The sequence below is a fragment of the Arthrobacter sp. UYEF3 genome (assembly GCF_040546245.1).
In the GTDB taxonomy this organism is placed as follows: domain Bacteria; phylum Actinomycetota; class Actinomycetes; order Actinomycetales; family Micrococcaceae; genus Arthrobacter.
The window spans coordinates 1-25,150 of the sequence record NZ_JBEPNK010000036.1 but is presented as its reverse complement, the minus strand read 5'-3'; the positions used below and the strand labels follow the sequence as shown (position 1 = coordinate 25,150).

The following is a 25,150-nucleotide window of genomic DNA, read 5'->3' as shown; positions in this document are numbered from 1 at the left end:
ATGACCATGTCGGCGCGGGCCCACACGTCGTCGGCATCCATCACGATTTCGGCGCCGGCAATCGCGTATTCCTCATCCGTAATGCCGGAACCCAGACCGGCGCCGCGCTCCACCAGGACGGTGTGGCCGTAGGTGCGGAACTCGTGCACCCCGGCGGCTGTGATGGCCACCCGGAATTCGTTGTTCTTGATCTCTTGGGGGACGCCGATGATCATGGTTGGCTCCATTCTGTGGTCTGAGGCGGCTCTGGGCCTTCTGTCAGCCGAATGCGCTCCGCCGGAGGACGTATTCGAATCGCACGGTAACGTAGAATTTACATTCGGATTGTTGACAATAGTACACCTTGCTCCTAGGTTTGTGTAACACACGTCACAGCGCGTGATCATCCTGGATATCCCCCGGCAGGTCCGGGCGAAGGAGTAATTATGACGAGCAACATTTCACGGCGGAACATTCTGCGCGGTGCGGGGGCGGCCGTCCTCGGAGCCACTGTGGCCGGTTGGGCTACCGGCTGTTCCAGCGTGGCCGCAGCCGGTCCTGCCTCCGGCGCCGCCAGTAACCTGCTGGAGACGGCCAAGACGCAGGGCTTTCTTCGCGTGGGCATCGCCAACGAGCCGCCGTATACGCAAGTGAACCCGGATGGAAGCGTCACCGGCTGCGAGCCTGATGTGCTCCGCGCCGTGTGTGAGCGCCTCGGGATCAAGGACGTTCAGGGCATCATCACCCCGTATGAATCCATGATTCCTGGTCTGAACGCTAACCGTTGGGACGTCGTTGCCGCCGGGCTCTTCATGAGACAGTCAAGGTGTGCCCAGGTGCTGTACTCCGAACCGGTCATCGTCTCCACGGAATCATTCGCGACGCCCAAGGGCAACCCAAAGGGCATCACTTCGGTGGCCAGCGTTGTCGCCGACAAGTCGCTGCGGATCGCGGTACTGCCGGGAACCTCTGAGGAAAGCGCGCTCAAGGCAGCCAACGTACCGGCCGAACAGCAAATCAAGATCTCCGACGGCCGCAGCGGCCTCGAGGCTCTGAAAGCCAACCGCGCCGACGCCTTCATGTTCCCTACGCTGTCTCTTGCGGCATTGGCCAAGGAAGACCCCAGCTTCGACATCACTCAGCCACTGAAAGATGCGCCGCGAACCGGCTCCGGTGCCGCGTTTCGGAAGGCGGACTCATCGTTCCTTGAGGCCTACAACAAGGAACTTGCCGCGTTCAAGAAGACCCCCGAGTTTGCTGAGACCCTCAAGAAGTGGGGCTTCGATCCTTCCGTGGTGGAGGGCGTCACAGCGGAGGAGCTATGCAAGACCTCCGGCTGACCGGCTTCATACCGAAGGGGAATAGGTTATGTCCGCAATAATCGAGTACGCGCCGCTGCTGTGGCAGGGACTCTTGACCACGATTCTGGTTGCCATTCTCAGCGGGGCCCTTTGTCTGGTGGTCGCGTTTGCCGCCGGCCTGGGCCGCCTCTCCCGGCACCGCTTCCTAAGCTTGCCCGCGGGCGTGTTCATTGAAGTGTTCCGCGGAACGTCGCTGCTGGTGCAGATGTTCTGGTTGTTTTTCGCGTTGCCGTTCTTTGGCATCCAGCTTCACCCACTGACTGCAGCGGTCCTGGCGCTGGGCCTGAACGAGGGCGCCTACGCCGCGGAAGTCGTGCGGGGCGCCATCGCCAGCCGCGCCAAGGGCCAGACCGAAGCGTGCATCGCCCTGGGGATGGACCCGGCACTGAGGCTGCGCCGGATCATCATTCCCCAGTCCATCCCTGCCATGCTGCCGCCGTTCGGCAACGTGATGGTGGATCTGCTGAAGAACACCTCGCTTGTTTCGCTCGTCACCGTAGCGGACCTGACCTTCCGGGCCCAGATGATACGCAGCACCACTGGACAGACGACGGCGATCTTCCTCACCATCCTGGTGATGTATTTTGTCCTTTCATATCTCCTGACGCTGCTGACCGCCTGGCTGGAGCGCCGCTTCGCCCTGGACCGCAGGGCTTTGGCTGCCCAGCGCAAGGAGAGCCGTCTTATGAAGGTGGGTGCGGCATGATCTGGGACAACGACTTTGCGGTCTCCGTCTTTCCGCTGCTGTTGCACGGACTATGGGTCACCGTCGAGATCACGTTGCTTGGCACACTCATCGCGGCCATACTGGGTCTGTTTTTTGCCGTCCTGAGAAGGCTGGCCATTCCACTACTGTCCGGGGCCGTCTCATTCTTGGTGGTGTTTGTCCGCGGAACACCGCTGCTGGTCCAGGCCTACTGCGCCTTCTTTGTTCTACCCGCTTACGGCATCAGTTTCGACGCCTTTACCACGGGCGCAGTGGTCATCGGGATCAACTACAGCGCCTATATGGCCGAGGTTTACCGGAGTGGAATCCAAGGGGTTCCCAAGGGCCAATGGGAAGCGGCAACAGCCCTCAGCCTCCCTGGCGCACGCACTTGGGGCCGGATTATCCTCCCACAGGCTGTGCGCACGGTGGTGCCGATGCTCGGTAACTACCTCATCCAGATGTTTAAGGACTCCGCGGTGTTGTCAGCCATCACGGTGGTGGAACTGATGGCAACGGCCCAGGCGATCGGTAGCTCGAACTTCCGTTACCTGGAACCCCTCACCATGGCCGCCGGACTGTTCCTGGCCATAAGCTACCCGGCCTCGCGGCTGGTCAACAGATTGGAGCGGCGCTATGCGCCCCAGCACTGAACCCCAACCCCTGACCACACCTGTGGGCGTCGCCCCGGACCCGATCATCAGGTTCCAGAACGTCAGCAAGAACTGGGGGTCAAACCAGGTCCTCAAGTCTCTGAACTTCGAGGTGGCCCCGGGGGAGAAGGTCTCCATCATCGGCCCGTCCGGATCCGGCAAGACCACCATCCTGCGTATCCTCATGACGCTCGAAACCCCCAGCGAAGGGCTGGTAAAGGTCGGCGGTGATACCCTCTGGGATGTCACAGCGGGCCAGAAGATGCGCGAAACCAAGCAGATGCGCGAAACACGGCGCAAGATCGGCATGGTATTCCAGCAGTTCAACCTGTTCCCGCACATGACCGCCATGGAGAACGTCATTGAGGCGCCCATCCACGTGCTGGGCATGAACAAGGCCGAGGCCCGGGAACGCGCGGCGGAACTGCTGAACCTGGTTGGACTGGGAAAGCACATGAACCACACGCCGCCCCAAATGTCCGGCGGCCAGCAGCAGCGCGTGGCCATCGCCCGGGCGCTGGCCATGCGGCCCAAGGTACTGCTCTTCGACGAGCCGACCTCGGCCCTTGACCCGGAGTTGATCGGCGAAGTGCTCAACGTGATCCGGAATCTGGCGCACACCACGGACATGACAATGCTCATGGTGACGCACGAAATGCGGTTTGCGGAGGAGATTTCAGATCGGGTGGTGATGTTCGACAACGGCGCTGCCGTCGAGAGCGGACCGCCGGCACAGATCTTCAAGGACCCACAGCAGGAACGGACCCGGACCTTCCTCCGGGCCGTCCTACAGCACTGACGGGCCGCTACACCTCCACAATCATCGAAATTTCAACGGGCGCCAGCCCGGGCAGTTCCTCTATACCGACGGCTGCCCGGGCATGGCGTCCCTTGTCGCCGAAGGCTTTTTCCAGGACCAGTGATGCGCCGTCGATCACGGCTGGCTGGTCCCCGAAACCTTCGGCTGAAGCAGCCGTACCCGGTCAGGCTGACCACGGACACGACCCTGCCCAGCGAGCCCAGGTGCTGGTTGAGGGCGGACAGGCAGTTGAGCACCGAGTCAGCGCTGGCATCCTGGCCTTGCTCAATGCTGACGTCGCGCCCGAGCTTGCCGCTGTTGGTGAGGACGCCGTCGCGGGTGGGCGTTTGGCCTGGCGTGAAAGCGAGGTTGCCCACCTGCTGGACCGGGACGTAATTGGCCACCGGAACGGGAGGGGGCGGCAGCTCGAGTTCGGCGCCGTCGGTGGGGTTTATCGAAATATCCATGGCGCACCTTAACAGGCTGGGCCAATCACTACGGACCCCAGGCAGGCGTCAAAAGATTGTCAACAATATACTATTAGAGGAGAATTATGGATTCCACTGAAGCGAAGTTGGCGGGGCCGGAAGCGCAGACCGGGATCGGTGTGGTGTGCCCGTTCGACATGGCCTTGGACCGTGAGTTGTGGCGGTGGATGCCGGCGGACGTCTCACTGTTCTTCACGCGCACGCCGTTCTTCGATGAACCCGTCAGCCTCGGGATGGCTGAAGATGTGAGCGACGACGCCGACATCCTCAATGCCGTCAAGAACCTGAGCGCTGTGCGCCCCGCGGTCATAGCCTACGCGTGCACGTCCGGCAGCTTCGTCAACGGAGTTTCGGGCGCCCGTCATATCTCAAAGGTGATGGCGTCGGCCGGCGATGCGCAGGGCATCAGCACGTCCGGGGCGCTGCTGGAGGCGCTGGACCATCTGGGTGCCTCCAGGGTCGTGGTCGTTACTCCCTATGTGGCGGACCTGACCCTGCGGCTGGGGGGGTTCCTGGAGGAGGCGGGCCACTCGGTGGTATCGCAGGCCGGACTGGGGCTGGAGGGAGGCATCTGGGAGGTTCCGTATCAGGCCACCTGTGACCTGATTCGCGGGGCAGACGTTCCCGAGGGGGATGTAATCTTCATCAGCTGCACCAACCTGCCGACCTACGACATCATCGCTCCGCTGGAACGGGAGCTGGGCAAGCCGGTGCTGTCAGCCAACCAGGTTACCGCTTGGGCGTCCCTGCGCCGTCTGGGCAAGGCGGCGGTAGGACCCGGCCAGCGCCTGCTGGCCTAAAGAACTCCAGGCTGGGGCTGTCATGGTGGCAGCCCCAGCCTGGATCCGCCTTAAGGGTACCTATGCCCCTGCGGGGGCGGTTGCTGTCTCCCTGAAGAGGTGGCCCAGCGCGTCGCAGGGGCGCAGTGCGCCTGCGACCATAGTGGACCTGGCCGTTTTCTACGGCCGCAATAACCTCCTGCTGGACGGTGACACAGGCTGGGTGCCCGGCAACGTGTTCGCCACCATTGTGGATGGCCTGGATGAGATGGCGGCAGCCTGCCAGAACATCTGGATGGGCGGGGCGCGGGACGAGATCCTGACGTATTCACGGGCGGTGGAACCAGGTCCTGACGAGTGTGCCGGGCCGCCCGCCGGACGGCCCGGTTTTCTCTAGTCCGAAACAACCTTATCGATGGCCATCTTGGCTTCCTGTAGGATTGTAGACAGTTTTCTGTTCGATCCTTGGGACCGGGCACAGGATACGGTTCCGTTGCGCCCGGGAGGGCCGCGGCCGGACCCCGAGGGATAAGTAGGTACTGATGCAAAGATTTGAGCCAGTGGTGCGCGAATCTACGCCATCAATCATTGCCGGCAAATTGCGGACGGCGATTGGCCTGGGCCAGATTCCGGCCGGCGCTCAGTTGGGTGAGGCTGAAATCGCCAAGGAACTCGGCGTAAGCCGTGGTCCGCTCCGTGAGGCCATGCAGAGGCTGACGCAGGAGGGGCTACTGATCAGCATCCGCAACCGCGGTATTTTCGTTATCACCATGACCGATGAAGAGGTCCGGGACATGTATGTGGCGCGCACCGCCGTCGAACGCGCCGCGTCCGAGCTGATCCTGCAAAAGGGTGGCAAGGAGGTTGCGACCCAACTCCTGAACACGGTCAAAGCCATGAAGAAGGCCGCCGACAAGGGCGACCTGGATGCGATGTCCGAGGCCGACATGGAGTACCATGCCACGCTGGTGGCGGCGGCCAGAAGCACTCGGCTCACGCGCATGCACAACACGCTGCTGACTGAAACCAGGATGTGCCTCACGGCGCTGGAGAAGAAGTACCCGGACCCGCACGCCCGGGTTGCCGAACATCAGGCCATCGCCGAAGCCTTGGCAAAGGGCGACGACGTACTTGTGGGGAAGCTGCTCATCAGCCATATGGAGGACGCCCTGGAGCGCCTCACCGGCAGCGCGGACCGCCACTCGGCATCCGCGTAAGCCGCCAACTTTCCGACCCCCGGTCGGGGGCAACCAGGCAAAAAACAACCGCATAGGGCCGGCCGCACGATGCGCAGCCGGCCCTATGCGGTTGGTGGGCTTATCGGGTCAGCTACCGCCGTGGCGCAGGCACATCAGGGCGTAGGCCTTGGCGGCCGCCACGATCTCGGCGATGCTGACGGATTCATTGACTTGATGGGCCTGGTCGTTGAGGCCGCCAGGACCCATGACAATGGCCGGTACACCCAGGTCGCGGACCACGAAGCCGCCGTCGCAGGCGGCGGTCCAGCCGCGGATGGCACTGTCCACTCCTGCGTCGGCAAGGGCCGCCACAGAGTTTGACACGAGGGCATGGTCTTCCGGGGTGCGGAAGCCGGGCATCTCCATGGTGACTTCGGCAAAGACCGAGATGCCGTCCGTATCGATGCCGGCGCCGCTGACCTGCGCCAAAAGCCGGTCAAGAATCAGCTGGGCGTCGTCGTCGGGCATGAGCCGGCGGTCCAGCGTGACGGTGCATTCCGCCGCCACCATCGAGGTTCCGGTTCCGCCCTTGATGAGGCCGATGTTCCAGGTTCCGGCCCCCAGCAGCGGGTCCTGTTCCGCCTGCAGCAGGGCGTGGTCGTTGCGGACAAGTTCCAGGATTCTGGCCGCGGCATCGATGGCATTGCGGCCATCGGCGGGTCGGCCGGAGTGCGCCGACTTGCCGGTGATCGTCAGCTCGATGTAGCTGTCACCCCGGCACCCGATCACCGTTTCCAGGTCCGTGGGCTCAGCCACAACACAGGCCGAGTACCTGAAGGCCGGATCGGCGGCAGCGGAGGCGGTGTAGGCCCGGATGCCGAGGCCCAGGTCCTCCTCGTCGACGGTGCATGCCAGCGCTGCGTTGAACGGCAGTTCCGCGCCGGCGTCCTTGAGTGCCTTGAGGGCAATGAGGACGGCGGCCAGGCCGCCCTTCATATCCGTGGAGCCGCGGCCGAACAGCCGGCCGTCGCGCACATAGGGCTCATACGGAGGCCGCTCCCAGCCGGTCCCGGCGGGGACCACATCTGAGTGGCCCAGGAACAGCATGCCGGGTTGGTCGCCGCCGGGCAGGACGGCCGTAAAGTTTGGCCGTCCCTCGGCTACCGTTGCGGTGACAACGTCGAGGCCGGCAGCCCGGCTGAAATCCGCCAGGACCTGCACGGTGGCCTCTTCCGTCCCGCCGGGATTTTCGCCGCCGGCGGCCACAAGGGCGGTGGTGAGGGCCGCCAGTTCTTCCTCGCTGATCAGTCCGAGGACTTTTTCCTCAAAGAGCTGCTGATCCCGGGCCCGCTGCCCAACGTCCTGCTGCTGAACGGTGGGGTTCACGCGCCCGCGCCGCCGTTCAGCGCCGCGAGCTCCAGATCCATGGCCCGGCGAAGGCGGATGATGCCCTCCTCGGCCCGCTCCGGAGTGGTGGAGGCGAAGCAGAGGCGCAGGGCGTCGTCGAACTTTCCGCCTGCGGACAGGGCCGGTCCCGGGATGAAGGCGACACCTTCCGCCAGGGCCGTCTCGAAGAGCTTGCGGGTGGAGATCCGTGCGTCCTCACCCTGAAGCGTGAGCCACAGGAAGAAGCCGCCTTCGGGATCGGTGGTGGTGACCCGGTCGCCGAGGTGCCGGCGGAGGCTTTCCTGCATTGAGTCCTTGCGGCGCTTATACTCCGTGCGCACACCGGCGAGGTGGCTGTCGAGGCCGCCCCGGCGGATGAACTCCGCGACAATGTGCTGGGCAGGAACGTTGGCGCACGTGTCCATGGCCTGCTTGGCATTGATGACCAGCTGGCGCAGCGCGGGGTCCGTTTCTACCCAGCCCACGCGCAAGCCCGGGGCCAGGATCTTGGAGAACGTGCGTACAGAGAAGAGCAGCGGATCCCCGGGGCTCAGCGCCTGCAGCGAGGGCAGGTCGTCGCCCTCAAAACGCAGCAGCCCATAGGGATCGTCGTCGATGATCACGGCGTTCCACTCGTGCGCCAGTTCCAGCAGCTGATGGCGGCGGGGCAGCGAAAGGGTGGTGCCGGAGGGGTTCTGGAAGTTCGGGATGGTGTAGATGGCCTTGGGCATGCGGCCCGCGGCGGCCACCAGTTCGGGCAGCGCCTCCACGATCAGGCCGTTCTCGTCCATGGGTGCCTCGAGCAGCTCGGCGCCGTAGCTGAGGGCGGTCGCGCTGCCGTTGGTGTAGGTCGGGCTTTCCACGATCACCAGGTCGCCGGGGTTGATGAAGATCTTGCACGCCAGGTCAAGGCCCTGCATACCGCCGGCGGTGATGGTGATGCGCTCCTCGGAGGTGGGATCGGAGGTGCCGGCAAGGTACTCCACGAGGGCCTTCAGCAGCACAGGCTCGCCCTCGGTGGCGCCGTAGGTCATAGAGCTGTGATCGATAACCTTGTCTGCGATCTCCCGGAAGTCAGCGAGCGGCACGGCCTCATCCGCAGGGGAGCCCATGGCGAAGCGGACGATGTCGTGGGTCTGGGCAGCGAGCAGGGACGTGCTGGAGTCGATGACAGAGCCCACCAGGCTGGCTGCGCGGTCGGCGAGGGGCAAAACGGCCTGGGAGCGGGTGGCAAAGTGGTTTACGGTCATGGCCTAGCCGCCTTTCTGGATGAGTTCGCGGGGGAAGCTGGTGAAGGTTTCCATGCCGTCGGCGGTGACACGGATGGATTCGGAGAGTTCGTAGCCGTAATTGTCCATCCACATGCCGCCGATGACGTGGAAGGTCATGTTCTCCTCGACGATGGACTCTTCCTCGGAGCGGATGGAGATGGTGCGCTCGCCCCAGTCCGGCGGGTAGCCCACGCCGATCGAGTAGCCGATGCGGGACGGCTTTTCCAAGCCGTACTTGGCCAGCGTCCAGTTCCAGGCGCGGGCCAGTTCACGGACCGGGACGCCCGGCCGCACCTCGGTCAGTACGGCGTTCAGCCCGTCGGCGACAGCATCAGCCAGCTTTGCGAGCCGCTCCGGCTTCTTACCGAGCGTCAGAGTGCGGGCCAGCGGCGTGTGGTAACGATGGTGGGCGCCGGCCAGTTCGATCACCACGGCCTGGCCGGCCTCGAAACGGTCCTCGCTCCAGGTCAGGTGCGGGGTGTCCGCGGCTTCACCGGTGGGCAGCATCGGCACAATGGCGGGGTAGTCCCCGCCGATGCCGTTGGCGCCCCGGATCTGTGCCTGGCTGATGGCCGCCGCCGCATCACACTGGCGGACGCCGACGTCGATCGTTTCGACCGCGGCTTCCATGGCCGCCATGCAGACCTGCGCAGCGCCGCGCATCAGTTGGATCTCGACCGGGGACTTGACCGAGCGGACCCAGTTGACCAGCTCGAAGCTGTCCACGAGGGTCCATTCGGGGATGGCGTTGACCAGCGAACGGTAGGCCTTGGGGGAGAAGAAATGCGAGTCCATTTCCAGTCCCACGCAGCCCTTGGTAGCCGGCGCGATGAGGTGGCGCTCGCGCAGGGCAAAGGCCACCCAGTCGAACGGGTGGACATGGGGGCGGTGGACGTACTGCTCCGGGTAGCCGATGATGCATTCTTCTTGCAGCCAGGTGGTGCGGGTTGCGCCGGAGGCGTCCATGGCCCGACTGAAGAGCATCATGGGGCCATCAGCAGGAACGAAGACCAGCTGCGGTGTGTAGAAAGACCAGGCGTTGTAGCCGGTTAGATAGTAAATATTGGCAGGATCGGTGACCAGCAGGGCAGACAGCCCTTGCCTGGCCATGCGCAAGCGGACGCCGGCGAGCCGGGCATCGTATTCCTCTTGGCTGAACAGCAAAGAGACACCTCCGGAGATTAGTAGATTGTTTACAATTTAGGGTATGAGGCGCAGCTCACACAAGCCGTGGCCGCTCGCTCTTCCTGGGCGCCGGCCGGGCGCGGGCTGAGTCCAGCCGGCTGAAGGGCTACGACCTGCTGACGTAGCCGCGCTCCTTGTCCACCACGTTGCTGAGCGGTTTCCCGGCAGTCCAGCGTTCAAGGTTCGCCAGGAACTGCTGCGCCAGCGCGTCGCGCCAGCCAATGACGTCACCGCACATGTGGGCGGACATGTGCACGTTGTCCATGGCCCAGAAGGGATGTGACGTTGGGACGGGCTCTTCGCTGAATACGTCCAGGGACGCGGCGGTGATCTGGCCATCCTGGAGCGCCGCAATGAGTGCGGGCTCATCGACCAGAGCACCCCGGCCCACATTTATAAGGTGTGCCGCAGGTTTCATGGCCGCAAGGACCCCGCTGTTCATTATGTTCCGGGTCTGATCGGTCAGTGGGGCGATAAGCACCACATGGTCCGCCCAGCCGGCGTGCACCGCCAGGTCTTCGCTGGCATGGACGATGCCGAAGTCCGGGTCATCCTCGCGCGCGGTGCGGCCCACGCCCCGGACCTGCAGCCCCACAGCGCGGAGCAGTCGGGCGGTGGCCCGGCCAATTCCGCCGGTACCCACCACCAGGGCACAAGAGCCGGCGGTGCGGGTGACTTCCCTGTGCTGCCAGAGCGCCTGCTGCTGCAACTTCTTGCTGCGGTGCAACTCCTTGTCTTGGGCGAGGATGGAGGCCAGCACAAACTCGGCGATGGGCTGGTCGAAAGTCCCATGGGCATTCGTCACCACAATGTTCGAGGAACGCAGTTCCTCGAACATCATGGCGTCCACTCCCGCCGCTGCCACGTGCACCCACTTAAGGGAATCTGCATACGGCCAGGCGTCACGGAGCGCGGATGAGAAGAAGTCCCAGAGGAACAGCACGTCCGCTCCGCGCGAGGCTGCGGGCAGCCCGGCCGCGTCCGTAATGACCACGTCCGCAAGTGACTCGATCGCGGTCAAGTTGTAGGGGCGGGGCTGCCCCTCGGCTGCCAGTACCACCACCCGGGGCATCCTTGCACCGGGGGCTGTGGTCGGCACCGATAAAGGCCGGCTTTGATAATTAGTGTTACTCACGACACAACCCTACGTCATATTAGGATTGTTGACAATAAACAGATGTGACGGGCATCATGGAATGCATGACCTCCCTCAGCCCCGCACTCAAGCAAGCAACCCCCGTCATCGTGGACCACGCCCTTGGCAGCTGGATCCACGGGACCGATGGAAAAGACTACCTGGACTTCACCACCGGCATTGGCGTGACCAGCACCGGCCACTGCCACCCAAAAGTGGTGGCCGCGGCCCGTGAGCAGGTGGGCAAGATCATCCACGCCCAGTACACCACCGTGATGCACAAGCCGCTGCTGGAACTGACCGAAAAGCTCGGTGAGGTCCTCCCGGCCGGCCTCGATTCCGTCTTCTACGCCAACTCCGGCTCCGAAGCTGTGGAAGCCGCCATCCGCCTGGCCCGCATGGCCACCGCCCGCCCTAACATCGTGGTTTTCCAGGGCGGCTTCCACGGCCGCACCGTCGCCGCCGCATCCCTGACCACCGCCGGTACCAAGTTCTCGGCCGGATTCTCCCCGCTGATGGCCGGAGTCCACATGTCCGCCTTCCCCTATGCCTACCGCTACGGCTGGGACGAGGCGCTGGCAGTGGAATTCGCGCTGCAGGAACTGGACTACCTGCTCCAGACCCGCGTCGCCCCGAATGACACCGCCGCGTTCCTGATCGAGCCCGCCCTGGGTGACGGCGGCTACTTGCCCACCCCACCAGCCTTCATGGAGGGTCTGCGCGAACGCGCCGACAAGTACGGCATCCAGCTGATCTTCGATGAGGTCCAGGCCGGCGTGGGCCGCACCGGAAAGTTCTGGGGCCACCAGTACTCCGCCGCCACCCCCGACATCATCGTCACCGCCAAGGGCATCGCCTCCGGCTTCCCGATTTCCGCCATCGCCGCCTCCACCGAAACCATGTCCAAGGCCTGGCCCGGTTCCCAGGGCGGCACCTACGGCGGCAACGCGGTTTCGGCTGCGGCCGGCGTCGCCACCCTCGAAGTGGTCAAGGAAGAAGGCCTGGTCGAGAACTCCCGCATTCGCGGCGAGCAGCTCCAGGCCGGCCTCAAAGAGATCCAGGAGCGCTTCGCAGTCATCGGCGATGTGCGCGGCCGCGGCCTCATGCAGGGCATCGAGTTCACCGGCGAGGACGGCAAACCGGACGCCGCCACGGCCGCAGCAATCCAGCAGGCCACCACTGACCAGGGCTTGCTGACGCTGACCTGCGGCCCTGCCGGCAACGTGGTCCGCCTCATCCCGGCGCTGGTTGTCACGGCCGAGGAGATCGCCACCGGCCTGGAGCGTTTCGAAGCCGCCGTCGGTGCCGTAGTCGGCGCTGTACCCGCCACCGCCGGAGCCTGAGCCGGGCAATGACTGTTTCTTCCCTGCCCGACGCTGCCGCCGTCGTATCCGCTGCCATGCCTGACCCGGCACAGCAGCGGATCCTGCGGCGGTTGTCCGAGGCCGGCATCGACGCGGATGCTTCTCCGCGCCGGCTGGCCGAGTACTCCTACGACGCATCCAACTATCGCGTACAGCCGCTGGCCGTAGTGTTTCCGCGGTCCGTGGAGGACGTGGTGGGAACGCTGGCGGCGTGCCGGGAGACCGGGACCCCGCTAATTAGCCGCGGCGGGGGCACCTCCATGGCCGGCAACGCGATCGGACCCGGCGTGGTGCTCGACTTCTCGCGCCACATGAACCGGATCCATGGCATTGACGCGGCCGCCGGGACCGTCTCGGTGGATCCCGGAGTGGTCCTGGCAGTGCTCTCCCGCGAGGTGGAGCAGGCCACGGGCAACCGCTACACGTTTGCTCCGGACCCGTCATCCAAGAACCGCGCCACCGTGGGCGGTTCCATCGGCAACGACGCGTGCGGGAACCACTCCGTGCGTTACGGCCGCACGTCGGATCACGTGGTGGAGATCGACGTCGTCACCTCCGACGGCGCCCGGCTAACCGCCACAGCCGACGGGCTGCGGGCCACATACCCTGACGATACCGGCGCAGTGGCGCGCGCCGCCGCGCTCACCGCCTCGCTCAAGGAACTGGCCCACACCAACCTGGCCGCCTTCCGCGTGGAGCTGGGCCGTATCCAGCGACAGGTCTCCGGTTACCATCTGGACAACCTGCTGCCGGAAAAGGGCTTCAACGTGGCACGTGCATTGGTGGGCTCCGAAGGGACGTGCGTCGTTGTCGCCGGCGCCCGGATGAAGCTCGTACCCAAGCCGGCCAACGCGCTACTGGTCTGCCTCGGTTACGCGGACGTGGTGGACGCCGCGCGGGACATCGGGACGATCCTGGAGTTTTCGCCGGCCGCCGTGGAAGGCATCGACGAGGCCATCGTGGAGACCATGCGCTTCCGCCGAGGCGCGGACGCGGTGCTGGGCCTTCCGGAAGGCAAGGCATGGCTCTACGTGGATCTCGATGGCGAGGACCCCGCCCAGGTGCGGGCCGAAGCTGACCGGCTGCTTGAGCGTCTGCGTGGAAACGGCCGCCTGGTGGCGGGCCGCCCCGTCCCGGACGCGGTCGAACGTGCTTCGCTGTGGCGGGTCCGCGAGGACGGCGCAGGGCTTTCCTCGAGGCTGTCCACCGGCGGCGAGTCGTGGCCCGGATGGGAGGATTCTGCTGTCACGCCTGAAAACCTGGCTGACTACCTGGCCGATTTTCGGAAACTACTGGACAGTTTCGGCTTGCAGGGGGTGATGTACGGGCATTTCGGCGCCGGCTGCATGCACATCCGCATCACCTACGACCTGCGCACGGAGGAAGGACAGGCCGTCTTCCGCGCATTCTGCAGCGAAGCGGCGAAACTCGTGGTCCGACACGGCGGTTCGCTCTCCGGCGAGCATGGAGACGGCAGGGCCCGCTCCCAGCTTCTTCCGCTGATGTACTCCGTGCAGATGCTGGCGGCCTTTTCGGACTTCCGCAGGCTCTGGGACCCTTCCGCAATTCTGAACCCGGGATCGCTCACGGATCCCGACCCCCTGGATGAAAACCTGGCACTGGAGGGGGTGCCGCAGCGCGAGTGGCGGACCAGCTTTGACCTCCGGCCGATGCACTCCGGCGGGGGCTCCGACAGCGAGACGGACAAACCGGTGCCCTCGAGCGGAAGCGGCACGGATCCCTGGGTCCACGCCGTCCAGGCGTGCATCGGCGTGGGCCGTTGCCGCACCGACTCCGGTGGCGTGATGTGCCCCAGCTACCGGGCCACCGGCGACGAGAAGGACTCCACCCGGGGCCGCTCCCGCGTGCTGCAGGACATGGTCCGCGGAGCCCGCACCGTGGAGGAGGGCTGGAAATCCGAGGAGGTCCGCGAAGCGCTGGACCTGTGCCTGTCCTGCAAGGCCTGCTCCAGCGACTGCCCCACGGGCGTGGACATGGCCACCTACAAATCCGAGTTCTTCAGCCACTATTACCGCGGACGGCTGCGGCCGCTCTCGCACTTCTCGCTGGGCTGGCTGCCGCGCTGGCTTAAGCTCACCGGCAGGGCGCCGCAACTGGTCAACGTACTGTTGGCCACGCCCCTGGGCAAACTGGCCGCCGTTCTTGGCGGCCTGACCACGCACCGTGCCCTGCCGCGGTTCGCCGGCGGTGGCGAATGGCGCAGGGAGGTTGCCGCCGCGGGTGTGAAGATGCCCGGGAAGAAGTACGACGGCCGGACGCGCCCTGGCGCCGATGGTGGCGTTGGCGACGCTCTCCGGGGTGACGGTCCCTTGGGTGCGGAGGCAGGCGGCGTCGTCCTCTTTGTGGATACCTTCACCAAGGGCTTCCGGCCCGAGGTGGCCGGAGCCGCGGCCCGCGTGCTGGCAGGCACGGGGCAACCCACCGAGTGCTCAGCCGACGCGTGCTGCGGGCTGACGTGGATTTCCACCGGGCAGCTGGACACCGCCAAGAAGCTGATGGCCAACGCCGCGGAGGTGCTCGACGACGGCACGGACCGTCCCATCGTAGTGGTGGAGCCCAGCTGCGCCGCCGCGCTGCGGAGGGACCTCCCCGAGCTGGTCCACACAGACCAGGCCCGCCGGGTGGCGGCGAGGGTCCGCAGCTTCGCCCAGCATGTGGGCGAACTGGTCGGTTCCGGCTGGACGCCCGCCCCGGCGCAGCCGCTTCCGGAGCAGGTGGTGCTCCAGACGCACTGCCACGAGTACTCCGTGTTCGGTGCCGGAACCCAGCGGGACGCACTTGCGGCCCTGGGGGTCGCGGATGTGGTGGATGCCGCCGGTTGTTGCGGCGTGGCGGGCAACTTCGGGTTCGAGAAGGAGCACTACGACATCAGCATGAAGGTGGCCGAGCAGTCGCTGGCGCCGGCGCTTCGCAGCACCGGAGCCGGGTCCGTGGTGCTCACTGATGGTTTCTCCTGCGCCATGCAGGTCAAACAGCTCGACGCCGATCGGGCCACAAGCCACATCGCCGAACTTCTGGACCCAGGGCAACCCTGAATTCCACAACCAAGACTTCCCCAGCACGGCGGACAAATACTTCCCGCACAGTTAAAGAAAAGGATTCCTGACATGACCACCCAGACCAGCCGGACCGCCCGTACCTCGCAGAAGGCACTCGATGCGATCGCCAAGGTCAGCACCGGCCTCTTCATCAACGGCGAATGGGCCGAGGCCGCTTCCGGCGCCCGGTTCGACGTGATTAACCCCGCCACCGAAGACGTCATCGCCACGGTGGCCGACGGCGGCCCGGAGGACGCCCGGCGGGCCATCGAATCGGCCGGCCGGGTACAGAAGGACTGGGCCAAGACCGCCCCACGTGAACGCAGCGAGATCCTCCGCCGTGCCTACGACCTGATCATGGCCCGTCAGGACGACCTGGCTCTCATTATGACTTCCGAGATGGGCAAGCCTTTTGCCGAGGCGAAGGGTGAGGTGGCCTACGCCGCTGAGTTCTTCCGCTGGTTCTCCGAGGAAGCCGTCCGCATCGGCGGTGACCTCACCACCACCGGGGACGGCAGGAACCGCATCCTGGTGTCTAAGGAGCCGGTGGGGCCGTGCGTGCTGGTCACGCCCTGGAATTTCCCGCTGGCCATGGGCACCCGGAAGATCGGTCCTGCCATCGCTGCCGGCTGCACCATGGTTTTCAAGCCGGCCAACCTGACCCCGCTGTCATCCTTGGCGCTGGTGGACATCCTGATTGAGGCCGGTCTGCCTAAGGGCGTGCTGAACGTTGTCTGCACGACCAAGGCGTCGGAGGTGGTGTCCCCATGGATGTCCAGCGGCATTGCCCGGAAGGTCAGCTTCACCGGTTCCACCGTGGTGGGAGTCCGGCTGCTGGAGCAGGCCGCCCAGCACGTCATGCGCTCCTCCATGGAGTTGGGCGGCAATGCACCGTTCATCGTGTTCGAGGACGCAGACCTGGACCGTGCTGTGGATGGCGCTGTGGCTGCGAAGATGCGCAACATGGGCGAGGCCTGCACGGCCGCCAACCGACTCTTCGTCCAGCGCCCCATCGCGGACGAATTCGCGCGCAGGCTGGCTGCCCGCCTGAGCGCGCTGTCGGTTGGAGACGGCGCGGAGGCCGAGACCGACGTCGGGCCCCTGGTGGAGGAAAAGGCGCTGACCAAGGTGCAGGAACTCGTGGACGATGCCGTCGCCAAGGGCGCAACCGTTGTTTGCGGAGGTTCCCGCCCGGACCGCCCCGGCTACTTCTACACGCCGACCGTCCTGTCCGGCGTCAGCGCGGAGTCCGACCTGATGAGCCAGGAGATCTTCGGCCCCGTGGCTGCCGTCGTCCCGTTCGACACCGAAGAGGAAGTCACCCGGCTGGCCAACGACACCCCGTGGGGGCTGGTGGGCTACCTCTTCACCCAGGACGTGGACCGCGGATTCCGGATGGGTGATGCCCTTGAAGTGGGCATGGTTGGATTGAACACTGGAATTGTGTCTAACCCGGCAGCACCCTTCGGCGGAGTCAAAGCCTCGGGCCTGGGCCGGGAGGGCGGGCGCGTTGGCATCGAGGAGTTCCTCGAAACCAAATACATGGCCGTACCCCGAGGCTGAAACCAGCCACGATGCAACCGAAAATCACTTTCTTGAAGGACGAACCAATGACGACCAGTCCCCAGCCCGTCCATAACCAGCACCCGGAACCACTGGCCGCGCCCGGAGCCGAGCCGTGTACTGAGGAGGGGAAACGTTCATTGCGCCGGTCCATCCTGGGATCGGCCATGGGCAATGCCGTGGAATGGTTTGATTACGGCGTGTATGGCTACCTGACCATTTACATGGCCGCGAATTTCTTCGGTTCGGCAAAGGGCGACGGCGGCCTGGGCGTGACGCTGACCCTTGCCACGCTGGCGCTGTCCTTCATGGTCAGGCCGCTGGGCGGCCTGATCCTGGGGCCGTTGGGGGACCGGGTAGGCCGGCAGAAGGTCATGGTACTCACCGTGACGCTGATGACTTTGGCCACCGGCGCCATCGGCCTGCTGCCAACAATGGGGAGTGTGGGCCTGCTCGCCCCTGTGCTGTTGTTAATCTGCCGCCTGGTGCAAGGCTTCTCCGCCGGCGGGGAGTACGGCGGCGCGGCCGTATATATGGCCGAGTCCGCACCGGACCGCCGCCGCGGTTTCCTAGGTTCGTTCCTGGAATTCGGGACCACCGTAGGGTTCATCCTCGCGGCCATCGTCTGCACCTCGCTGATCGCTGTGGTGGGGGACCAGGGGATGCAGGACGGCTGGTGGCGCGTCCCGTTCCTGCTGACCATCCCCCTGGGGCTCACGGCACTATGGATCCGGACGCGCCTTGTGGAAGCACCGGTGTTCTCCGAGGCTTCCCAGCACAAGGAGACAATGCGCTCTCCACTGCGGCATGTCCTCAAGCACAACTGGCGGCAACTGCTGGTCCTGGCAGGATTCGTAGTCCTGCTGAACGTGGCGTTCTATCTGATCCTCGGCTACATGCCCACGTACCTGAGTGGACAGCTGGGGCACAGCACGGCGCAGGGCAACTGGATGCTGGTGGCCATCATGGCTCTGATGCTGGTGGCCATTCCGCCCGTGGGCGCTCTCTCCGACCGGTTCGGCCGCAAGCCGCTCCTGCTGACGGCCGCGGTGGGATACACGCTGCTATCCGTGCCCGCGGTCATGCTGCTGGGCCTGCCCAACCTGATCCTCCAGTTCATCGGTCTGGCGGTGCTGGGGCTCCTCCTGGTGATTCTGGTGGCCTCGGTGTCGTCCACGCTGCCGGCGCTGTTCCCCACAGCCGTGCGCTACACCGGTTTTGCCATAGCCTACAACTTCTCCACGGCGTTCTTTGCCGGGCCGTCCCAGACCATCGCCAATCAGCTGATCGAAACTACCGGGAACCAGCTGGTGCCGGGGTGGTATATGGCGATTGCCGGGGTCGTCGGCCTGGTGAGCGTCCTGTGCATGCGGGAGACTGCACAGGCCAGCCTGCGCGGTCATGCACTTCCGGGTTTCCCCGAATCAGTTGGCTTCCCCAAGCGCGGCTTCGTGGAGCAGAACCGGAAAGACGCCGAGTCCCGCCGCGACCGTGCCAGCGTCTAGACCCCGGAGTCCCTTGGAGCAAGGCGGCGGCCCTCGTCGAGTACACCTCGGGGGCTGTTACTAGGGGATTGAATGGCAACCTGTAGAGCATGTGAACCCCAAATATACTGCCGGCACCCCGTGTCTTGACGATCACTCACCCGAACAGAACACCTACCGGAAAGATTCAAATGATGAATTTCGCCACGGCCCACACTGGCAGCAGCCGCGTCAAGCGCGGCATGGCGGAGATGCTCAAGGGCGGCGTCATCATGGACGTCGTCAACGTCGAGCAGGCCCGCATCGCCGAGGACGCCGGTGCCGTGGCCGTAATGGCGCTGGAACGCGTTCCCGCCGACATCCGCGCCCAGGGCGGCGTGTCCCGCATGTCGGACCCGGACATGATCGACAAGATCATCGACGCCGTTTCCGTGCCGGTCATGGCGAAGGCCCGGATCGGCCACTTCGTCGAGGCCCAGATCCTGCAGTCCCTCGGCGTCGACTACATCGACGAGTCCGAGGTCCTCACCCCTGCGGATTACGCCAACCACATCAACAAGTGGAACTTCACCGTTCCCTTCGTCTGCGGCGCCACCAACCTTGGAGAGGCCCTTCGCCGCATCAATGAGGGCGCGGCGATGATCCGCTCCAAGGGTGAAGCCGGCACCGGGGACGTCTCCAACGCCACCACCCACATGCGCCAGATCCGCGCCGAAATCCTTAAGCTGGCCGCCCTTCCCGAGGACGAACTGTACGTCGCCGCCAAGGAACTCCAGGCCCCGTACGAACTGGTCAAGGAAGTTGCCGGCACCGGCAAGCTCCCGGTGGTGCTCTTCACCGCCGGCGGGATCGCCACCCCGGCCGACGCCGCGATGATGATGCAGCTCGGCGCCGACGGTGTCTTCGTCGGCTCCGGCATCTTCAAGTCCGGCAACCCGGCCCAGCGCGCGGCCGCCGTCGTGAAGGCGACCACCTTCTTCGACGACCCGGACGTCATCGCGAAGGCCTCCCGCGGACTGGGCGAAGCCATGGTGGGCATCAACGTAGACGAGATCCCGCAGCCGCACCGCCTCGCCGAACGCGGCTGGTAGGCGGGACCGGCCGTGGAAAAACGCCAAGAGGGTAGCGAGTTCCAGACCATAGAACAACAAACATTTATTCCGATTGAAACTAGCGTAAGCCAGCCAGCGAAGGCCGCCCGGGGTGGAAAATTAGCGATCGAAGATTGGGTGTTGCTTAATCCCGGTTATCGGGTTCGGGTTCAACGAGAGAATGAGTCCGTCACGGCTGGCTTTGTGGATGTTGTTGCACCGGATGCGTCTGTCTTCTGGGTTTGGCTCGACGACGGTCGCGGGCGGGTTGCCCTTCACGAGCATGACAACGTCGCCGTATGGCTTGAAGAGGATGCAGTGCTGAGTTCTCGCTTCAGCCCAGTTACTTGAGGCCGATCTCGCGGCTGGGCACTAGAACTCGGCTGCCAACCCGATTGCACGAAAGTGCAGTTTCGTTCGCCTCTATAGAGTTCACTGCCGCGTCGGTCAGAGCTGCTGCCCGGCCAAGGGAGGCAAACCTGGTCCAGGACAGTCCTGGGCCTTCGGCGCGGAGCCCTACCGGCGCAGGAAATTCCTGGCGGACGGGCCGAGAGCCCGACGATGATGCCGGTCTTCGCCACCCTCATGAGCGCCTCAACGGCAATCCAGCCCGTACATTGCCAAAACATAGTCCAGATCCGGGTCAGTACGGTGGATTGCAGTCTCGCCCAGGACTCGGACATGATCGGTGCCGAGGTTGTCGTCCTTGCGGCGCAACCAGTACGCCCAGCACACACCGCCGCCGTACTTCGAGTGCGCTCGTACCCCAGCAGCATAATTGCCGTCGTCCAGGACCTGTTCCCGCAGCCATTGGGCGATGCGCGTTGTCGGTGCGCGGTCCTCGCCCGCCAGCGTCGCCAACGTAATGTCCGTGATGCCGAAGGCATCCTCGAGCTCCTGGCCTAGGTGACGGTTCAGCGCGGCGATCGATTCAGCGGCGGTGAGATCGATCCACCTTGTCGGACCGTGGACCTGCAGCCTGTACATCAGGCGTCCGTCTCGCCAATTAGCCGGCAGCCACCCCGGCACCATGTTTCCATTCCTCGTCCAGTCGTCCTGGATCATCCTCCGGGCGTCCTCCAAAGGTATGCCGAGCTGTTCGGCGGCAAAGGCAATGGCATGACGGAAGTCCTTGGCCACCCGCGCCATGGCCAGTGCCTCGGCGTAGGCGGTCCTCCTGTCACCGGCCAGATACACTGTCGATCCCGGGGTGTCGAAACGTGACCACGCGGACCGGTCGGCGGATCCGACAGCACGCGGCAAAGGGTTGAGCGGGCCGTACGAGGATTTAGCGATCCTGTAGCCGATCACCGGGCCCTCCACGTAGGCCAGGCCGGTGGCGGAGCAGACCAGCGTCAAGCGGAGAACCTGTCCTCGGTCATGGCGGCGGCAGCGCCCATGACGTCCTTGGCACGCATGTCCCGGATAGCCTCGATCGGGGAGACCTCGCCCAGCCACGGGTTCGCGCCGACAAACCACAACCGGGCCACGTGTTCACCTTCCACGCCCGCCACAGCTGTCCAGGCACGATGCGCGAGCTGGAGCCGGGCCTGGGCCTCAGCCCGCGGTTCGGGGCCGTCCGTGCGGGCCCAGCGGTAGCTGATCTTCGGATCCTTACTACCGGCCATTGCGGCAACCAACGTCGCCCCAAGAGCACTGTTCAGCTGCCGGACAATCTCCCGGATACCCAGCCGTGCTGTGCCGCCGTGGGCTGCGCCCACGTCAATCGAGATGCTCATGATGGTCGATGCTCCCTCGTGTTGTTCATCAACTCTATAGGGAACAATACTGAATTTCCACTAAAAAGCTACTAAAAGCATATCTGATCTCACGCGTCACCCGGCGGCCGCTAAACCCCCCACAATCAGTGTCCGGTCTCAATTTAGTTGGCCACCCTGACGTAGGAAAAGGCCAGATAAATTGAGACGAATTGGTGGGAATCGTCTCAATTTAGATGGCCATTCCGTATGGAATGCTCGGCGTCGTTATCCCGCGAGGGTAAGTTCAGGGGAACCGGGCTGCGGTCCTGCGTCCCTGAGTGGGGCGCCTTGGCCGCTGGGCTATCTGCCCAGATTCTCCCAGCTTGAGCCAGTATCGTGCTGTATGGCGTAGGTCCTCCAGTCATGTTCGAAGACAGCTACCTCAACGCGCGAGCAGCATCCATGGTGGCCAGATTAACTGAGACAAACCCCCGAAAACCGTAGGTGGCCAGATAAATTGCGAAAATGGCCAACTAACGTAAGACCGGACAATCAGTGCGGGAAAGTTGAAGGTTCAACTCTTCAAGTTGACGTAACGTCGGTTATCGGCCTTTAAATCGGCCGGGGGAGCGGCCCGAAAGGGGCTGTTCCCCGGCCTCCGGTCCGGGCGTCTTCCCGCCCCAAAACTTCCTGCTCAGAAGGTCTTGGCCAGTGCCTGGTTCACGGCGGGAATGTCCAGGAAGGCAGGGTCGAAGGGCTCATCAGGTCCGGTTATTTCGGCCACCCATGCGGAGTGTTCGGCGTAGTCGGGATGGGACGGGTCGGCCAGGGTGTCCATGATTTGCTCGTATCCGGGGAAACCTCCCGAATCTTCCAGCGGGCCGCGCCGCGCACCGTCGGTCAACCGGGCCGGCGGAGTGTCTTTGTCTGCGGGGCGGCGGGAGACCAGCTCGAGCCGGTGAAGCCAGCTGTCGCCAAAGTCGTATTCGTAGAACGCGGCGCCGGCACCCAGCGCGAGCAGCTGCTCCAGGGAGCAGCCCTCCTCAGGCCGGTCCGCCGGTTCTTCGCACTCCGGCCCGGGAAGCCACTGCACAACGTCCGGGACTTCGCCGTCGACCGGCCGCAGCGGCGCGAAGGGGTCACCGGCCGTGAACCGGTGCAGGTGCACGTCCTCCCAGCCAAAAGCAACCTGCAGAACACGGTGAACCTGGTTCAAAGCCATGGCGCCCCTGAACTCCAGCTGACGCCAAATCCCAGGCACACTGTCGATCAGCTCGACACGAACCTCCAGGATTGATCCCGGTCCAACCCCTGCGCCGGCCACAAGTTTGTCCATGCAACCCATTATTCAGGCGCTGCCCCCATACCCGGAACGCGTTCGTGGCTTCTCCCCCGCATGGAACGCTCGCTTGACGAAAGATCGTTATCGGCATTTCGAACGATGGTTTGACGGGACAATAATCCTGTTCGTTCAGCGTACGTATGGCGGGACGGAGGCGTCGTTGAATGGCTCGAACCAGTCCTGGACATTCATTGGCGCAAGGCCCGGATGTATGTTCAGCTCGATGTCGCCTTCGAAGCCCTCCTTTGCGTTCTGGTACAGCATTTCACTGTCCATATCTTCGAGCATGTGCTGTTCAAGCAGGCCCCGCCAGCCGTCTGCCAGATCCAGGTCGTATAGATCCTGGATGACTTCGACCTGGTCGAAAAGGCAGCGCAGCGCCAACTCCTGGGCGACGCACGACGGGCGCGTCCAGCCGCGGATCAGCGCCACGGTCATGTCCGCAGCAATATCCAGAAACTGTTGGGCGAAGCGTGCGTCATATCTCTCCGCGTGCCTGGGCGGCAGCCCGGACAGGACGAAGGTATTGGCGATGTCCCGCCGATCGAGCCGCTCACGGATCCGTAAGCCGGAAAGATCCTCGAAAAGCTGGTCTATCAGGACCAGGGACGCCTCCCCCATGGCGCCGGCCAGAAGCTTTGCCTGGAGCAGGCTTCTGTCGCGCCGCTCCGGAGTGATTGAATCCATCCAGTCCAGGTCATCAGGGTCCAGGTGGCTCCCGCTGGTCCTCAGTCATATCCTCCAGGCGCGGTTCGAAACCTAGCTGCTCCAAGCTCAGACCGGTAAGCCCCTCTCCGACGTGCAGCGCGTGCTCGACATAGTTCTCTGCAGGAGTCACGGCCCGATGCTCCCGCTGGACACCGCGCCGGCCTTGCATGGGGTGAGGTGCCGGCATAGGGTGGATGAAGTTTCACCACTTTCACCAGTTTCACCTACTTTCACCCGGGAGATGCCGTGCAAAACCCCTTCAAACCAACGGCCGGAGCCACGCCTCCAGTACTGGTCGGACGGGCAGGGCTGTTGGACGACTTCGAGTACGGCCTGCAGCAAGGTTCCGGCGCGCCAGGGCTTCTGACTATCGTTACGGGCTCCAGGGGCATCGGCAAGACGGTCATGTTGAGCGCGGCCGAAGAGATCGCCCGGGCACACGGGTGGGCCGTCATCTCCCGAACAGCCACGCCTGGATTCCTGGCCGGGATCGGCGATGACATGCTTCGCCTCCGCGACGAACTCGGGGATGGACATCCGGCCCGGAAAATCACAGCCTTCTCCGCAGCCGGGTTCGGGCTAACGACCCATCTCCCTCCGGAACGGGCCGCGGACTGGCGCCGGAGCGGGAACGAACTGCTGCGCCTGCTGGACGCACAAGGCACCGGACTGGTCATCACCATCGACGAGATTCATGCCGTCGACCGGACGGAGATCTCCCAGCTGGCCGCCAATGTCCAACACTTCATCCGCGACGGGCTGCCCATCGGCCTGATCTTCGCCGGCCTGCCATCGGCCGTGTCCGACCTCCTTAACGAAGGCGTTGCCACTTTCCTGCGACGCGCCGACAGGATCAACCTCCACGAAGCAGCCATCGCCGAAGTCACCGCGTCCTACAGCGATCTCTTCAGCGAGGGAGGCATCAGCATCTCCCCCGACCTTATCGACAAAGCAGCCGGGGCCACCGAGGGGTATCCCTTCCTGATCCAACTCGTGGGCTACTACCTCTGGCTCGAAGCCGACAAAGCAGGGTGGAAACTGGACGAGAGCAGCGTTCACCGCGCCGTCAGCGCCGCTCAGAGACGGAATACATTGGTGGTCGTCGAGTCGGCGCTCTCGGACATCTCTGACAAAGACCGCGAGTTCCTGGACGCGATGACCGCCCAGGACGGCCCGTCCGCGGCTGGGCAGATCGGCGCCATCCTTAAGGCCAAGCCCAACGTCGTGTCCAAGTACCGGAAAAGGCTCATCGCTGCGGGCCTGATCGAGTCCGCGGGCTATGGCAAAGTCGACTTCGCAATCCCCGGGCTTCGCCAGTACCTCCGCGAATAGTTGACAGAAGATCCGTGATTGGCCACTGAAATCGACCGGCGAAGCGGCCGCAAAATGGGCTGGGCCTGACGTCGGGCTCACGCCTATCATCACAAAACCGGGGTTCAAACCTGCTTGACCGAACCAGCGCAGCCTGACCTCCCGCAAGCACATAGCCGGCCCGCCAGGCTTAGCGCTCTACGCAGTGAGACGGAGCGGTAAATCGCTCAGGCGCTTTGGGACGACGTGGCAGTTCCGACAGTCGCATCCGCAGCCGGCATAACCGTCGCCAAGGCCTCGCTGATGCCTGACGCGGACCCCCGTGGTGGACTGTTCGACGGCGTGCTCCTGCTGCCGCGCCGCCCCAGGACCTAGCTTCCCGTAACAACGGCGTGCCATCGGGTGCCGGTGGTGGTGTCCCACCAGGCTCACACCATCCCGAACTGTCATGGCACATACAGTGCCCCGCATGCAGGGCCTCGCCCCGTCCCACTTCCGCATGTCCACTCCCACCTAGTCCGAAAATGAGGTGACCTGCCCGTGGTAGGTGCGTGGGTGGATATCCGGAGGCGACATGGAGCCTCCGGTGGTTTTGAAAATAGAAGTCA

24 protein-coding genes and 2 pseudogenes are annotated in these 25,150 nt (G+C 64.5%); 15 read left to right on the top strand and 11 right to left on the bottom strand.

The features are described from left to right. Window positions 1-215: pseudogene (locus ABIB14_RS17550) on the bottom strand (alanine dehydrogenase); the annotation flags it as partial. Between the two features lie 210 nt (window positions 216-425). On the opposite strand from ABIB14_RS17550, the gene ehuB reads away from it, so the two are divergent. Genes ehuB through ehuA form a run of 4 tightly spaced genes read left to right on the top strand, consistent with a single transcriptional unit; the run spans window position 426 to window position 3,498 of the window. After that, a complete protein-coding gene (gene ehuB / locus ABIB14_RS17545; protein WP_354237189.1) occupies window positions 426-1,319 on the top strand; it encodes an ectoine/hydroxyectoine ABC transporter substrate-binding protein EhuB in 894 nt (297 codons plus the stop codon). A gap of 28 nt (window positions 1,320-1,347) precedes the next feature. After that, window positions 1,348-2,046, top strand: a complete 699-nt coding sequence (ehuC, locus tag ABIB14_RS17540; RefSeq protein ID WP_354237188.1) for an ectoine/hydroxyectoine ABC transporter permease subunit EhuC — start codon at window positions 1,348-1,350, stop codon at window positions 2,044-2,046. Further along, the gene (gene ehuD, locus ABIB14_RS17535; protein ID WP_354237187.1) at window positions 2,043-2,699 is read left to right on the top strand and encodes an ectoine/hydroxyectoine ABC transporter permease subunit EhuD; all 657 of its coding nucleotides are present in this window, start codon (window positions 2,043-2,045) and stop codon (window positions 2,697-2,699) included. The genes ehuC and ehuD overlap by 4 nt, the downstream gene beginning before the upstream one ends. Beyond that, window positions 2,683-3,498 carry an ectoine/hydroxyectoine ABC transporter ATP-binding protein EhuA gene (gene ehuA, locus ABIB14_RS17530; RefSeq protein ID WP_354237186.1) on the top strand — a complete coding sequence of 272 codons (816 nt, stop codon included), beginning with the start codon at window positions 2,683-2,685 and terminating at the stop codon, window positions 3,496-3,498. Before ehuD ends, ehuA begins: the two co-directional genes overlap by 17 nt. A gap of 7 nt (window positions 3,499-3,505) precedes the next feature. On the opposite strand, the gene ABIB14_RS17525 is transcribed toward ehuA, so the two are convergent. Together ABIB14_RS17525 and ABIB14_RS17520 are read right to left on the bottom strand one after the other, a co-directional pair. Then, complete coding sequence (locus ABIB14_RS17525; RefSeq protein ID WP_354237192.1) at window positions 3,506-3,637, bottom strand: RidA family protein; 132 nt, start codon at window positions 3,635-3,637, stop codon at window positions 3,506-3,508. A gap of 52 nt (window positions 3,638-3,689) precedes the next feature. Then, a pseudogene (locus ABIB14_RS17520) lies at window positions 3,690-3,965 on the bottom strand (RidA family protein); the annotation flags it as partial. A gap of 86 nt (window positions 3,966-4,051) precedes the next feature. Between ABIB14_RS17520 and ABIB14_RS17515 the strand changes: the two are divergent. The 3 genes from ABIB14_RS17515 to ABIB14_RS17505 all read left to right on the top strand — a co-directional run bounded on the left by ABIB14_RS17515 (window position 4,052) and on the right by ABIB14_RS17505 (window position 5,982). Next, on the top strand, window positions 4,052-4,786 hold the full coding sequence (locus ABIB14_RS17515; RefSeq protein ID WP_354237185.1) for a maleate cis-trans isomerase family protein: 735 nt from the start codon (window positions 4,052-4,054) through the stop codon (window positions 4,784-4,786). A gap of 22 nt (window positions 4,787-4,808) precedes the next feature. Further along, window positions 4,809-5,162, top strand: a complete 354-nt coding sequence (locus ABIB14_RS17510; RefSeq protein ID WP_502909696.1) for a DUF3830 family protein — start codon at window positions 4,809-4,811, stop codon at window positions 5,160-5,162. A gap of 145 nt (window positions 5,163-5,307) precedes the next feature. After that, window positions 5,308-5,982, top strand: a complete 675-nt coding sequence (locus ABIB14_RS17505) for a GntR family transcriptional regulator (protein WP_354237184.1) — start codon at window positions 5,308-5,310, stop codon at window positions 5,980-5,982. A gap of 108 nt (window positions 5,983-6,090) precedes the next feature. On the opposite strand, the gene ABIB14_RS17500 is transcribed toward ABIB14_RS17505, so the two are convergent. The 4 genes from ABIB14_RS17500 to ABIB14_RS17485 form a co-directional block, all read right to left on the bottom strand. Next, entirely contained in the window at window positions 6,091-7,329 is a 1,239-nt protein-coding gene (locus ABIB14_RS17500; protein WP_354237183.1) for a M20 family metallopeptidase, read from the bottom strand. Next, entirely contained in the window at window positions 7,326-8,579 is a 1,254-nt protein-coding gene (locus tag ABIB14_RS17495; protein WP_354237182.1) for an aminotransferase-like domain-containing protein, read from the bottom strand. The genes ABIB14_RS17500 and ABIB14_RS17495 overlap by 4 nt, the downstream gene beginning before the upstream one ends. 3 nt (window positions 8,580-8,582) lie before the next feature. After that, window positions 8,583-9,764 carry a M24 family metallopeptidase gene (locus tag ABIB14_RS17490; protein ID WP_354237181.1) on the bottom strand — a complete coding sequence of 394 codons (1,182 nt, stop codon included), beginning with the start codon at window positions 9,762-9,764 and terminating at the stop codon, window positions 8,583-8,585. Between the two features lie 127 nt (window positions 9,765-9,891). Then, on the bottom strand, window positions 9,892-10,857 hold the full coding sequence (locus tag ABIB14_RS17485) for a D-2-hydroxyacid dehydrogenase (RefSeq protein WP_354237191.1): 966 nt from the start codon (window positions 10,855-10,857) through the stop codon (window positions 9,892-9,894). A 128-nt stretch (window positions 10,858-10,985) separates the two neighbouring features. On the opposite strand from ABIB14_RS17485, the gene ABIB14_RS17480 reads away from it, so the two are divergent. The 6 genes from ABIB14_RS17480 to ABIB14_RS17455 all read left to right on the top strand — a co-directional run bounded on the left by ABIB14_RS17480 (window position 10,986) and on the right by ABIB14_RS17455 (window position 19,832). Then, complete coding sequence (locus ABIB14_RS17480) at window positions 10,986-12,263, top strand: aspartate aminotransferase family protein (RefSeq protein ID WP_354237180.1); 1,278 nt, start codon at window positions 10,986-10,988, stop codon at window positions 12,261-12,263. A gap of 8 nt (window positions 12,264-12,271) precedes the next feature. Next, window positions 12,272-15,340 carry an FAD-binding and (Fe-S)-binding domain-containing protein gene (locus ABIB14_RS17475; protein WP_502909695.1) on the top strand — a complete coding sequence of 1,023 codons (3,069 nt, stop codon included), beginning with the start codon at window positions 12,272-12,274 and terminating at the stop codon, window positions 15,338-15,340. A gap of 72 nt (window positions 15,341-15,412) precedes the next feature. After that, on the top strand, window positions 15,413-16,906 hold the full coding sequence (locus ABIB14_RS17470) for an NAD-dependent succinate-semialdehyde dehydrogenase (protein ID WP_354237179.1): 1,494 nt from the start codon (window positions 15,413-15,415) through the stop codon (window positions 16,904-16,906). Window positions 16,907-16,953: 47 nt separating this feature from the next. After that, the gene (locus ABIB14_RS17465) at window positions 16,954-18,411 is read left to right on the top strand and encodes an MFS transporter (RefSeq protein ID WP_354237178.1); all 1,458 of its coding nucleotides are present in this window, start codon (window positions 16,954-16,956) and stop codon (window positions 18,409-18,411) included. Between the two features lie 170 nt (window positions 18,412-18,581). Then, the gene (gene pdxS, locus ABIB14_RS17460; RefSeq protein ID WP_354237177.1) at window positions 18,582-19,481 is read left to right on the top strand and encodes a pyridoxal 5'-phosphate synthase lyase subunit PdxS; all 900 of its coding nucleotides are present in this window, start codon (window positions 18,582-18,584) and stop codon (window positions 19,479-19,481) included. A gap of 12 nt (window positions 19,482-19,493) precedes the next feature. Continuing rightward, on the top strand, window positions 19,494-19,832 hold the full coding sequence (locus ABIB14_RS17455) for a hypothetical protein (RefSeq protein WP_354237176.1): 339 nt from the start codon (window positions 19,494-19,496) through the stop codon (window positions 19,830-19,832). A 243-nt stretch (window positions 19,833-20,075) separates the two neighbouring features. Here ABIB14_RS17455 and ABIB14_RS17450 read toward each other — a convergent pair whose 3' ends face one another. The 4 genes from ABIB14_RS17450 to ABIB14_RS17435 all read right to left on the bottom strand — a co-directional run bounded on the left by ABIB14_RS17450 (window position 20,076) and on the right by ABIB14_RS17435 (window position 23,210). Beyond that, window positions 20,076-20,840, bottom strand: coding sequence for a hypothetical protein (locus ABIB14_RS17450; protein ID WP_354237175.1), 765 nt, complete (start codon window positions 20,838-20,840; stop codon window positions 20,076-20,078). Then, window positions 20,837-21,220, bottom strand: coding sequence for a hypothetical protein (locus tag ABIB14_RS17445; protein WP_354237174.1), 384 nt, complete (start codon window positions 21,218-21,220; stop codon window positions 20,837-20,839). Before ABIB14_RS17445 ends, ABIB14_RS17450 begins: the two co-directional genes overlap by 4 nt. Before the next feature lie 655 nt (window positions 21,221-21,875). Then, window positions 21,876-22,517: a plasmid pRiA4b ORF-3 family protein gene (locus tag ABIB14_RS17440; protein ID WP_354237173.1), complete on the bottom strand. Its 642-nt coding sequence runs from the start codon at window positions 22,515-22,517 to the stop codon at window positions 21,876-21,878. A gap of 135 nt (window positions 22,518-22,652) precedes the next feature. Continuing rightward, a complete protein-coding gene (locus ABIB14_RS17435; RefSeq protein WP_354237172.1) occupies window positions 22,653-23,210 on the bottom strand; it encodes a hypothetical protein in 558 nt (185 codons plus the stop codon). Between the two features lie 267 nt (window positions 23,211-23,477). Between ABIB14_RS17435 and ABIB14_RS17430 the strand changes: the two genes are divergently transcribed. Next, entirely contained in the window at window positions 23,478-24,563 is a 1,086-nt protein-coding gene (locus tag ABIB14_RS17430; RefSeq protein WP_354237171.1) for an ATP-binding protein, read from the top strand. A 225-nt stretch (window positions 24,564-24,788) separates the two neighbouring features. Further along, entirely contained in the window at window positions 24,789-24,917 is a 129-nt protein-coding gene (locus ABIB14_RS17425; protein WP_354237170.1) for a hypothetical protein, read from the top strand. Window positions 24,918-25,150: the final 233 nt, after the last annotated feature.

Excerpts from the sequence above, each read along its gene's own strand:
- ABIB14_RS17515 (WP_354237185.1), top strand. The coding sequence starts at position 4,052 with ATGGATTCCACTGAAGCGAAGTTGGCGGGGCCGGAAGCGCAGACCGGG.
- ABIB14_RS17470 (WP_354237179.1), top strand. The coding sequence starts at position 15,413 with ATGACCACCCAGACCAGCCGGACCGCCCGTACCTCGCAGAAGGCACTC.
- ehuC (WP_354237188.1), top strand. The coding sequence starts at position 1,348 with ATGTCCGCAATAATCGAGTACGCGCCGCTGCTGTGGCAGGGACTCTTG.
- ABIB14_RS17495 (WP_354237182.1), bottom strand. The coding sequence starts at position 8,579 with ATGACCGTAAACCACTTTGCCACCCGCTCCCAGGCCGTTTTGCCCCTC.
- ehuA (WP_354237186.1), top strand. The coding sequence starts at position 2,683 with ATGCGCCCCAGCACTGAACCCCAACCCCTGACCACACCTGTGGGCGTC.
- ABIB14_RS17475 (WP_502909695.1), top strand. The coding sequence starts at position 12,272 with ATGACTGTTTCTTCCCTGCCCGACGCTGCCGCCGTCGTATCCGCTGCC.
- ABIB14_RS17485 (WP_354237191.1), bottom strand. The coding sequence starts at position 10,857 with ATGCCCCGGGTGGTGGTACTGGCAGCCGAGGGGCAGCCCCGCCCCTAC.
- ehuD (WP_354237187.1), top strand. The coding sequence starts at position 2,043 with ATGATCTGGGACAACGACTTTGCGGTCTCCGTCTTTCCGCTGCTGTTG.
- ehuB (WP_354237189.1), top strand. The coding sequence starts at position 426 with ATGACGAGCAACATTTCACGGCGGAACATTCTGCGCGGTGCGGGGGCG.
- ABIB14_RS17445 (WP_354237174.1), bottom strand. The coding sequence starts at position 21,220 with ATGAGCATCTCGATTGACGTGGGCGCAGCCCACGGCGGCACAGCACGG.
- ABIB14_RS17435 (WP_354237172.1), bottom strand. The coding sequence starts at position 23,210 with ATGGATTCAATCACTCCGGAGCGGCGCGACAGAAGCCTGCTCCAGGCA.
- ABIB14_RS17440 (WP_354237173.1), bottom strand. The coding sequence starts at position 22,517 with ATGGACAAACTTGTGGCCGGCGCAGGGGTTGGACCGGGATCAATCCTG.
- ABIB14_RS17505 (WP_354237184.1), top strand. The coding sequence starts at position 5,308 with ATGCAAAGATTTGAGCCAGTGGTGCGCGAATCTACGCCATCAATCATT.
- ABIB14_RS17510 (WP_502909696.1), top strand. The coding sequence starts at position 4,809 with ATGGTGGCAGCCCCAGCCTGGATCCGCCTTAAGGGTACCTATGCCCCT.
- ABIB14_RS17465 (WP_354237178.1), top strand. The coding sequence starts at position 16,954 with ATGACGACCAGTCCCCAGCCCGTCCATAACCAGCACCCGGAACCACTG.
- pdxS (WP_354237177.1), top strand. The coding sequence starts at position 18,582 with ATGATGAATTTCGCCACGGCCCACACTGGCAGCAGCCGCGTCAAGCGC.
- ABIB14_RS17480 (WP_354237180.1), top strand. The coding sequence starts at position 10,986 with ATGACCTCCCTCAGCCCCGCACTCAAGCAAGCAACCCCCGTCATCGTG.